A 10,409-nucleotide genomic window follows, 5' to 3' on the forward strand; every position below is an offset into this window, starting at 1 on the left:
TATCGCCAAGCAGGCCGCATAGAGTAGCGCGCCGAACACAACTTCGAGAAAGAGCCCGCCAATCTCTGGCGTCTTAATGAAAGGTGCCGACTGCAGGAACAAAATCCCAACCGCCATTGCCAGGGTAGCCATCACCGCAGGGCGTACTGCCAGTAGGAAATCGAACACGGAGGCCTCTATTAGACGCATGGCAAAGTGCGCGGCAAAGAACGATGGCACCATCACCACGATCATTGCCCAAGCCACACCCAAAACCCCCCAGACGCTTCCGAGAAGGATAGCGACAACGACAAAGGGGGCGCTTATCAAACTAATCTTGAAGGCCAGATCTGGCCTTCCTACGGCGTAGTAGATACTAGCAACGAGGGAAAATAGCGCCCGTAACGCGCCGCCACAGGCCAGAATCTGCAACAGCGGAATGACAGCAAGCCAACTCTCACCATACAGCACTGGAACCAAGTCCTTAGCAACCAGCGCAAGGCCCGCCCCGGCAGGCAACACAACAGCCGACAGCAGTTTTTGCGACCGCGCCACCGCTCGACGGAAGGCTGGCAGATCGTTTTGTAGCAGCGAGTAGGCGGGGAAAAGAACGCGTTGCAGGGGGCCCGAAACCCGGTTGCGCAGTTCATCGGGCAGGCTGTACGCAATCTGGTAGAAGCCGAGTTGTTCCGGACCGAAGCGACGTCCTACGACGAAGTAATCGAAGTTGGCGAGCAGATAATGAAGTACGCCGGAGCCCAGGTAGCTACCGCTGGTCTTCCAGTGCGTCTCAAGGAAGCGCCTGTTGAACCGTAAGCGCGGGCGGTAGCCGACAAGCACGAGCAACACCAAAGAGCCCAGTGCAGCCGCAATGAGCGGCGCTATGACGAGGCTCCAATAACCAGCGCCCAGCCAAGCCAGAAGAATTGCAGCAGCGGCCCTGGCGACCAACTGTCCGACACTGAGCAGCACTTCGGTTCGGAACAAGAGCAACCGATGCAGAACTGCGGTCGGCACCACCAATATACCCTGGAAGATGAATGCCAGCGCTGAGACCCACAGCATGCCGACAATGGTCGGCTGATCAAATACCATTGCCGCCGGGTAGGAGGCGAGCCCGACGAAAAGGACAAGTACGACACCTATGCCCAAGGACACCCAGAACGCAGTGTCGAGATCCAGGCGGTTGAGGCGCTGCTTCTGAACGAGAATAGCGCCAAAACCCAGGTTGGCCAGTAGAGCCCCAACTTCGACCACCAGCGTGGTCATGGCGACAAGGCCATAGTCCGTCGGGGTCAGGAGGCGCGCAAGGATCGCTGTGGAGGCGACCGTAAGAGCTACCCGAAAGGCGGACAGGCCAAATTGCCACGCAACGCCACTGATCACACGCGCCGTCAGGTTGCTTCGATCTGGGTAGAGTGCACGTTGAACGAGCGTCCTCGTTCGCAAGCGAGAGGGGTTCATAGGTGCGTCAAGGACCGGGGCGTGACGATTGAGAGGCGAACGTCCGCCCAACTTCCTCGGGATCGGCCAAAGACAGGCGAGAGCGTGTAGCCTCCAGCAACGACGCAACAGGCAGCCAGGATGTTAAAGGGGTAGGGATGTGCCCGGCAAGCGTGGACCGAACATTGCCGCCCATTGTCGCTACGCCCTTCTCGCCTAGGCGTCCTCGTGGTCGGGAACGATACTCGGCCGCGGGCGACTTGAATGGTAATGGTGACACGGTAAGGCGTCTGGCACCGTCCACCCAAGCTCCGCGTCCGGCCACTCGGCGACGCGTCGGTCAAGTCCCTAGCGCGCAGGAACACCGATGGATCGGTTTCCATGTCAGATTTGGCGTAGCCGCTTGGTGCTTCCGCAACGGCGGTGCTGCGCCGCAGCCGACAGGTAGCCGCATGACCTGCCCCTGGCGCCATCGTCTGTCCGCATTCCCTCAGCATACTGGTGCGGCGAGGGTCGCCCCTCGGGTAAGTAAAAAGCGTGGTTTCATGCGGCTGACCGAAACCCTTGGGCCATGACGCGGCAAGCAACCCTCTCGATCTGAGGCTCCGGTGTTCTGCCGCGCCCAAGATCGCGGACCAAAGCAGACGATCTCCAAGAAGACACGAGACCCCTCCATGCCGTCGCTCTCGTCAACTCTGTCGATGAAACCACCTGCAGAGCCGGCCAACGGGAACTCATAGACACGCACCCTCACGTCGCAGGTTGTCCACCAGACGAAACCCAAAACCCATTTTTGTTTTCTTCCACGGAGTGTACCGGGGAAGCTGATGGCGATCCGTGCGACCACTGGCCGCTCCCCCAGCTGTGGATACCGCCGCTTCAAAACCTAATTCTCGAACTATTTCTACCGTTCCCCGGTTATAGTCCGTTCCTGGCTTACCGTTTGGATAGGCAAAAAGATTAATTTTCTCACCCAACAGTTGCTCAAGGTACATCTTACTCCCGGCAATTTCGTCCACTGCGCTCGTCCTATCAAGCCCCCCTAAAATAGGGTGAGAAAGCGTATGAGCGCCAATTTGCATGCCCATGCGATGCAACTCCCTCACGTCGACAGAGCGCATCATCAGGTCATCTGGCAGATGTTCTACGCGCGCCAAATATGCGACCCGCCGTGCGCAAATGTCGCGCTCGCCAGTCGGTAAATATTTGATGTGATCGATTATTTTAGCGACAGCAACCCGTTTTTGCTCCCAAGAGCCAATCGCAAGCCTCCCTAATCCTAACCCACTTCCACTATCTTCCTCTGCGAAATCCAGCGCGACCAAATCGCAATTTCGCACGGCTTCTATAACCGTATCATTCCACATCCGCCCACCATCCAAAAAACCTACAGCGACAAAGAACGTGGCCGTCATATCGTAGCGCTGCAGGATTGGCAGCGCCACCGTAAAGTTGTCCAAGTAGCCGTCATCAAAGGTAATGGCTAACGCTCGTGCCGGCAAGCTATCGCTCGCCAGGCGCGCCACGGCTTCATCCAGTGGCAGTACGTTGCACCACGCCTTTAGCCATTTGCAGATCTCTTCAAACTGAAAGGCGTCTGTCTCCATCGGAAACATGGGATCGGACTGAGGGAAAATACGGTGAAAAATCAGGATCGACAACCGGGCATTATCTCCTGCCGGAGAAAAAAGGCCTAAAAGGCTTTTTACCATCACTCAACCTCCCTCATAACGACCAGCCATATCAGCAATCTTCTTCCCGCCAGAAAAATTCTGACTCTCCGTCTCCCAACTTCGTCTCTCGACCCATACCCTTGTAAGAACCACTAAAACCATAATGTTATATGGAAGATCAAAATAGGCGAGGCTCAAGAAAGCGCCACCCACGGCATATCCCACAAGAGATACTTGACACATTGCCCCCAAATCAGCACACCACCGCGCCTCCGGTATTTCCCTGCATGTCTTGCGCAACCAGGCGGCGGACTGAAAAGTCAGCAACCAGATACTTAAGAATAAAAAAAGGCCCACGAATCCGTGATTACCCAATATCTGAAAGTAGATACTATGGGCAGCTGGAGCTGACCCTGTAAAATAGGGAGAGTATTTCGCAAAGAGCTCAGGGCGGGCCGCATTAAAACCAACACCAAACGGATAATGCAATGCTATTCCCCAAGCATTAAACCATGCGCTGATCCGGCCCATTGCTGACTGATCTTCGTCATAATCTGAAATGGTCGCCATACGGTCTGACCAAACATCCGGCATGAAGGCTACCAGAGACGCGCCAGCGATCAATATCAAAAACCCTGAAGCGACTTTGTTTCTTCCCCGAGCCCACAGAACTAGAAGCATTGTAGCGATGGCTAGCAACCCACCCCGCGACTGACTACCTAACGCCGAGGCCGCACAAAGAAACATAACAACACTCATGCCTAGTCTCGCCGCCGCTGAGGCGATCTGCATCTGCAGAAAACGCAACAGTGGAATGACAACCACTAGCGCCAACGCAAACTCATTGTTATCTTCGATGAAGGATCCCGGAGGCCCCCATACACGATAACCACCCCCAGACATAATGGTAAAAAGCCCACCCTTCGCACCAAGAATTGCTAATGACGCAGCGATCACCCAGGTCAGCGCGAAAATATGCTTCTTGGTGTGCAGTACGGCCAAAGCAATCAGGATCATGAAATCGATCTTCATGATTTTTGTCCATTGCTCGTAGTCACCTTCTGGATCTAGTCCAGCGAGCCAAGAGACGGTCGCCCATAACATAAACACGAGGAGAAGGGTGACTGGCTTTCCCTTGAATGGAGATTCCCTCTCTGTCGTAGTCATCAGACCGACCAGCGTCGCGCCCGCAGCCATCGCAGCGAGTGGGGCCGAGTATGCAAAACCATAGACATAGCGATGCGGATTCATGATGCTTATCCATGTCCATAACAGGACACCAATCCACGGTCGGCGGAGAGCCGATAGGCACGCGGGGATAACTATCGCAATTAGGAGTAGGTCGCGCATTTTCCAGGAAACAATTAATAGGTTGGGACGTGGCAAACAACGTAGCGATATTTCCCGGATTGCTCTCGGGGGATATCCGCCACTCGCTCGACCGAAACCTCCACACTGCTCCCCAATCTAGCCTTGAGGCCGGCCGATATTGCCGCTTCCACGCCCTTACCGCAATCTTCACCCGGCACGATGAGGACCACCACGCGCTCTCGGCTTTCCTGCACCACCTTGAAGGCCTCTATTCCTGGAATGTCGCGGATCGGGTAAACAACCGCCAGACCATGCATGATCGTGCCGTCAGCGGCGACCACAAAATCGGTTGTGCGGCCCTGGATCTCTTCCAGCATCGGCAGGCCACGGCCACAGGCACAGGCTTTGTCGGAAAGCACCGCCACGTCGCCGGTGCGGTAGCGCACGAAGGGGAATTCGCGCGTCGCCAGATGCGTGATCACCACCTCACCCACTGCCCCCAGGGGCAAGACCTTGCCGTCGCGATCGATGATCTCGACGATGATATCCTCGGCCGTGATGTGCATCCCACCTGCCGGACACTGATGGGCGATAAATCCTGCATCCCGACCGCCGTAGCCGTTGGCGACAGGGCAGCCAAAGACCCGCGCAATGTCGTCGCGCTGGTGGTCATACAGCCGCTCCGCGGTGACGAAAGCTACCTTGATCCCGAGATCGCTCACGGCCTGGCTGCGCTTTTCCGCATGACGGGCAATCAGTGACAGGGACGACGGGTAGCCGAAAAGCATCGCGGGACGGAAGCGCTGGATGGTTTCCACGAAACCGTCAAGCTTGGCTTCACTCATCTCAAAAGCCGGCAGGAGTTGGGTGCGCAGCAAGCGGTCGCGGATTTGGCGAACGCGATCCTGCGCAGTCAGCTCGATCGGGCTGCCCCAGACGACTATTTCCGGGTCACCAATATCGACCCCCCACCAGCGGGTCGCCCGCCACTTGGCCGCAACATCGTGGCTGACACGCTCGTTGCCAATGTAGAAGATCAAGGGTTCACCTGAAGAGCCGCCGGTATTGAAGCGCGCGAGCCCCTTGGCCTGGTCGGACTTGAGCTGTTCCTGGTTTTGCCGAATGATCGGCTTTGTCAGAAACGGCAGGCGTTGCAGATCGCTCAGCGAAGCGACGTCCGCGGCATTGAACCCCAGCGTGGCGAAGAGATCGCGGTAATAGGGCACGTCCCTTTGGGCCTTGGTCAGCAAGGCACGCAAGCGCTCCAACTGGAGCGCTTGCAGGCGCTCCAGCGGCCACCATTGGGAATCTTCCATGCGCTTGCGTACGGCGACGGTGCTGTGATGCTTCAAATGCTCGTGCAGCGGAAAGATCAGCCCCGAGACGAGTGCCGTATATAGACTAGACATGTTCTCTTGCCTCCGATGCTCCTCTGGCGAGACGCTGAAACCGATCACTCAGTCGCTCCACCCGCTCCACCCACGAGTTCTCTTCGGCGTAGCGCCGGATGACTCCGCGATCCCAGGACCGCCCGAGCGCCTCGGCAAGCGCTGTCGCCAGGGCCTGCGGATCGCCGAATGGCACAACGATGCCCAGGCTTTCCTCGCAGACCACCTCGCGGTTGCCACCAACGTCCGTCGTCACCACCGGCAGGCCGCAAGCCATCGCTTCGAGGAAGACGTTCGCCCACCCTTCGTTGCTGGTGGCCAAGACAAATGCATCGGCGGCGGAAAGCACATCCGCCAATGCTTCCGGGGGACGCGGGCCCAGGAAGCGCACACTGTCGTGCAAACCCAGATCGGCCACCTGACGTTCCAGTTCGGCACGGTTGTCGCCTTCGGCGCTCGGCCCGCCGACGACGAGATAGATCAGAGCCGGAAACTTCTGCAGCAGTTGTGGCAGCACTTCGATGACCCGATGAAAACCTTTTCGTGGCACCAGTCCGCCAACTGAAATCAGCACCGGCGCAGTCGCTGACAAACCCAGCGCGGAACGCGCGCAAGCCCGATCGCGAGGCGAAAAACGCACGGTGTCGACGCCGTTACCCACTACTTCGATCTTCGCCGGTGTAGCGCCCCGGGCAACAACCAGTTTCTTGAGCGACTCGGAAACCGAAAATACCCGCGCTGCGCGGTGCAGTGCCTGAAGCAGCAGCGGCCCAAGGCGTACGTCTTCGACATGACGGGCCTCAGTGCCTCTCAGGGTTATGGTGACCGGCACCTGCAACCAGCGGCCGAGGAGGCTGGCTGCATAGCCATCGGGGTACGCGAAGTGTGCGTCGATGATATCCAGCCGTCCCGCGCGTTTCAATCTGCGCAGGGTAGCGTAGGCGCCAAGGGCCATCAGCCAACCGTCCAGGCCTTTGAGAACGCCGGGAATCGAGAGGAAGCGGGGAAACCAGACATCGATACCCGACTGTTTCTCGTAACGCGGGGCGCCCGGCCGGAAGTGTGGCTTAAGCCGACGCAGCAGTCCCTGAAGGGGAAACCAGGGGCTGGGCGCCACGACGCTGAGCGGTATGCGCTCCCCGACGCGAAACATGCGCTCACGAATAAACAAACCCGCGCCGGGCTGGAGCCGGCTGGGAAAGAGGCTGGACAGAACCACGATATGGGTTGGACGGTTGGTGACGGTCACGCTATCGCCTTGCCTGTGCCAGACGCGCAAAGGGCGCCTGATAGCTGGCGACGCTGCGCTGCCAGGTCCGTTCTTGTTCGACGAAGCGCCGGCCGGCCGCCCGCATCTCCGCCCAGCGACTACCCTGATCCAGAAGCTGTAAGACTGCGTCGGCCAGCGCGACAGGATCGCCGGCCTTGAAAAGCACGCCAGTTTCGCCAGGACGGATCAGTTCCTTGTGCCCCCCGACATCCGAAGCTACCAGCAGGCGCCCCTGCGCCATCGCCTCGAGGGGTTTGAGGGGCGTGACCAGGTCCGTCAGGCGCATCAGATGGCGGGGGTAGGCCAAGATATCAACCAAATCATAATAGCGCTGAACTTCGGCATGGGGGACGCGGCCAGTGAAGACAATCTTGTCCGCCAAACCAAGTCGGGCGGCTTGTTCCTTGAGTGCCTGCTCCTGAGGGCCGCCGCCAACCAGCAGCACGCGCACCTCAGGGCGTGCCTCGAGAATTTGCGGCAGCGCGTCGAGCAGGAGATCAAGCCCTTCGTAGGCGTAGAAGGAACCGATGAAGCCGATTACCGTCGCGTCCTGTAGACCCAGACGCGCCTTGAGTGCGGCATCGGGCTCGCCGCCGACGGCGAAGGACTCGATATCGACGGCATTGGGAATGACTGTCACTTTCTCCGCCGGGACGCCGCGCGCCACGATGTCCTTGCGCAGGCCTTCGCAGATCGTGAACACATGATCGGCACGCTTCAGGGCATAGGTTTCCATGCGACGGGTGACGCGGTAGCGAAGACTTCCCTCGGTGGTCGTGCCGTGGTCCACCGCCGCGTCTTCCCAGAAAGCCCGCACCTCGTACGCCACCGGCAAACCCAGGCGCTTGCCGACCCGCAGCGCGGGAATGGCATTGAGTACCGGCGAGTGGGCGTGCAGGATATCGGGCTTGACGATGTCGACCACCTCGATGAGACGCTTTTCGACCTGGCGCATCAGACCCACGACATCGAGGCCGGGCAGGCGCAACCCAGCGGGGGCAGGAGCGGCCGTGCGGTAAAAATGCCACCCGTCCACGTCTTCCTCGGCCAGCTGACAACCCACCTGCTTGGGCGTCGTGAGATGAAAGGTCTGCCAGCCCAGCTTGCGCTGCTCGCGCAGGATCGACAGCGTACGGAAGGTGTAGCCGCTGTGCAGAGGGATGGAGTGATCGAGGATGTGCAGGACACGTAGACTCATCGTCCACCGCCCGTGAACCTGCGCGAATTTTCGGAGGGTCCCGGTGCGCTGCGATGTCTTGGTAGGCGAGTGGCGTATTTCACGGGTCAAGATAGCGATCGATGATTGAGAGGTGCGCATCCCAGCTGTAGCGTGCCAGTACCTGTTGTCTTGCGGCGGTGCCGATGGATGCAGCGCGAGCGGGTTCCCGAAGTATGGATTCAACCTGACTGACGAACTGTGAAATAGTCCCTGCGGTCAGGAAATCGCGCTCCGGAATGGCGTCGATGGCGGTGGCGCATTCCTGCGAGGCGACGACCGGCATGGCCATCGCCATCGCTTCCAGGACCTTGTTCTGCACACCGCGCGCCAGACGAAGAGGGGCGACGACAACCGCCGCATGCCGCAGGTACGGCCGGACGTCCGGAACGGTTCCGGTGACCACGACGTGCTGGCCGGCCAGCGCCTCGACCGCCGGCGTCGGACTGCGTCCGACAATGTAGAAACGTGCATCGGGCCAGTTCTGCTGCAAGCGCGGCAGAATTTCCGCCACGAACCAGGTCACCGCATCGATGTTTGGCCAATAGTCCATGGCGCCGGTGAACACCAGGGGCAGTTCCTGCGCGCCGAACGGGGAAGGAAGGCCGTGCTCGGGCGAAAAATAATCGGCATCGACACCGTTACACATTGCTTCGACCTTGTCGGCGCACTCGGGAGCGAGACCTCGGAACAGATCCGCTTCGCCTTCGGTGACGAAGAACGAACGCTCGGCCTGACTGGCCACGGCACGCTCAAAGGCGAGCAGACTCCTGCCCTCACGCCGGTAGAGCCAGGACATCGGCCAGCGGTGCTTGACTGCATACTGGCTCCATTTCAGCGAGTCGACATCGACGAAGTCGACCAGCTGGCGTTGCTGCGAGGCCGCCTCGACGAACATCGCCATGACCGAGGAAAAGACCAGCACCGCGTCAATCTGCTGCTCGCGCAAAGTCCGCTCAACCCACGCCTGCAAACCTGCATTGCGGTAGTAGGCAAGAGTCAGAGGCTGGTTGCTGACCAGGCCGATCAGGCTGAAGAGTTTGGCAAGACGGGGGGTGATGCGCGCGACGTGCATTTCGGCGCAATACCCGCGCACGACGTCGACATACTCCTCGTCCTGCGGATCATCGATGAAGGTGCCCAGGAAGACACGGTGCCTGCCGGCAAGATGCTTGAGCAGGTGATACGAGCGGACCTTGTCGCCCTTGTTCGGCGGGTAAGGAAGGCGGTGTACCAGGAAGAGCAGATTGCTCATGAGCCGGTACGCAAGCTCATATCGAGGACTGAGGCTCAGTGATCATGGCGGCCTGCTCGGTCGGTGCGTCGACCACATTGCGCAGAAACGCCTCGAACATCAGCACCGTCCACAACGGCGCACTGTAGTCACTCGCTCCCGATTGATGGGCGTCGACCAGATGCCGGAGGTAATCCTGATTGAACCAGCCGGTGGCTGCCAGCCGTGGACCGAGCACCGCCTGCCGGACGCGGTCCCGCAAGGGACCGCGAAACCAGCGGGCCAGCGGTACGGCAAAGCCCATTTTCGGGCGATACAGAATCTCTTGCGGCAGGCTCGGCTCCAGCGCCTTTTTCAGCAGGTATTTCCCTTCCTGTCCGGACACTTTGAGCGAAGACGGGAGAGTCGCCATCCACTCGACCAGTTCGTGATCCATCAGCGGCTCGCGAACCTCGAGCGAGTGCGCCATGCTGGCACGGTCAACCTTGGTATTGATGTCGCCTACCAGGTAAGTTTTCAGGTCGAGGTACTGGATCAGGGCCAGTGGGTCGTCGGTGTCCGCCTGCGCAGCGTGCTGGCGAAAGACCTCCTGCGCACTGTAACCAGCAATTTCACCGCGCAGGCGATCGCTGAACAGCTTCGTCCGCATCGGCCCGCGCAGGATCGACACGGAATGGAAATAGGCTTCGACGGAAGTTCGCGCCATGCCTTCGAAAGTGGTCTTGGCGCGGAAGACGCGTGGCGCCCAGTCGGCTTTCGGGTACACCCGGCCAAGCAGGCCGAAAAACCGTCGCCGTACGCTTTGCGGCAGGGCAGCGCGCAGGCGCTCTTCCATCAGGTGCATGCGGTAACGGCGATAGCCGCCGAAGGTCTCGTCGCCCCCATCGCCCGACAG

At 59.5% G+C, this 10,409-nt stretch carries 8 protein-coding genes; all 8 read right to left on the minus strand.

Annotated elements, in window-relative coordinates:
* Nucleotides 1-1,443: lipopolysaccharide biosynthesis protein (locus tag RUW20_RS01405; RefSeq protein ID WP_313950405.1), on the minus strand; the 1,443-nt coding region annotated here is incomplete at its 3' end.
* Nucleotides 1,444-2,156: 713 nt separating this feature from the next.
* Complete coding sequence (locus tag RUW20_RS01410) at nt 2,157-3,134, minus strand: polysaccharide deacetylase family protein (protein ID WP_313950419.1); 978 nt, start codon at nt 3,132-3,134, stop codon at nt 2,157-2,159.
* Nucleotides 3,135-3,137: 3 nt separating this feature from the next.
* Nucleotides 3,138-4,445: a putative O-glycosylation ligase, exosortase A system-associated gene (locus RUW20_RS01415; protein ID WP_313950406.1), complete on the minus strand. Its 1,308-nt coding sequence runs from the start codon at nt 4,443-4,445 to the stop codon at nt 3,138-3,140.
* A gap of 14 nt (nt 4,446-4,459) precedes the next feature.
* Nucleotides 4,460-5,815, minus strand: a complete 1,356-nt coding sequence (locus tag RUW20_RS01420) for an AMP-binding protein (RefSeq protein WP_313950407.1) — start codon at nt 5,813-5,815, stop codon at nt 4,460-4,462.
* A complete protein-coding gene (locus RUW20_RS01425) occupies nt 5,808-7,043 on the minus strand; it encodes a glycosyltransferase (RefSeq protein ID WP_313950408.1) in 1,236 nt (411 codons plus the stop codon). The genes RUW20_RS01420 and RUW20_RS01425 overlap by 8 nt, the downstream gene beginning before the upstream one ends.
* A 1-nt stretch (nt 7,044) precedes the next feature.
* Complete coding sequence (locus tag RUW20_RS01430; RefSeq protein WP_313950409.1) at nt 7,045-8,262, minus strand: TIGR04063 family PEP-CTERM/XrtA system glycosyltransferase; 1,218 nt, start codon at nt 8,260-8,262, stop codon at nt 7,045-7,047.
* Nucleotides 8,263-8,341: 79 nt separating this feature from the next.
* Nucleotides 8,342-9,535, minus strand: coding sequence for a TIGR03087 family PEP-CTERM/XrtA system glycosyltransferase (locus tag RUW20_RS01435; RefSeq protein WP_313950410.1), 1,194 nt, complete (start codon nt 9,533-9,535; stop codon nt 8,342-8,344).
* A gap of 16 nt (nt 9,536-9,551) precedes the next feature.
* Nucleotides 9,552-10,409 (minus strand): asparagine synthase-related protein (locus RUW20_RS01440; protein WP_313950411.1); only part of this gene is annotated, 858 nt, incomplete at its 5' end.

It is taken from the genome of Accumulibacter sp. (genome assembly GCF_032229525.1).
Taxonomy (GTDB): domain Bacteria; phylum Pseudomonadota; class Gammaproteobacteria; order Burkholderiales; family Rhodocyclaceae; genus Accumulibacter.

What these genes read in the sequence shown, in the direction of transcription:
- RUW20_RS01435 (WP_313950410.1), bottom strand. Translation starts at nt 9,535, where the DNA reads ATGAGCAATCTGCTCTTCCTGGTACACCGCCTTCCTTACCCGCCGAAC.
- RUW20_RS01420 (WP_313950407.1), bottom strand. Translation starts at nt 5,815, where the DNA reads ATGTCTAGTCTATATACGGCACTCGTCTCGGGGCTGATCTTTCCGCTG.
- RUW20_RS01415 (WP_313950406.1), bottom strand. Translation starts at nt 4,445, where the DNA reads ATGCGCGACCTACTCCTAATTGCGATAGTTATCCCCGCGTGCCTATCG.
- RUW20_RS01430 (WP_313950409.1), bottom strand. Translation starts at nt 8,262, where the DNA reads ATGAGTCTACGTGTCCTGCACATCCTCGATCACTCCATCCCTCTGCAC.
- RUW20_RS01410 (WP_313950419.1), bottom strand. Translation starts at nt 3,134, where the DNA reads ATGGTAAAAAGCCTTTTAGGCCTTTTTTCTCCGGCAGGAGATAATGCC.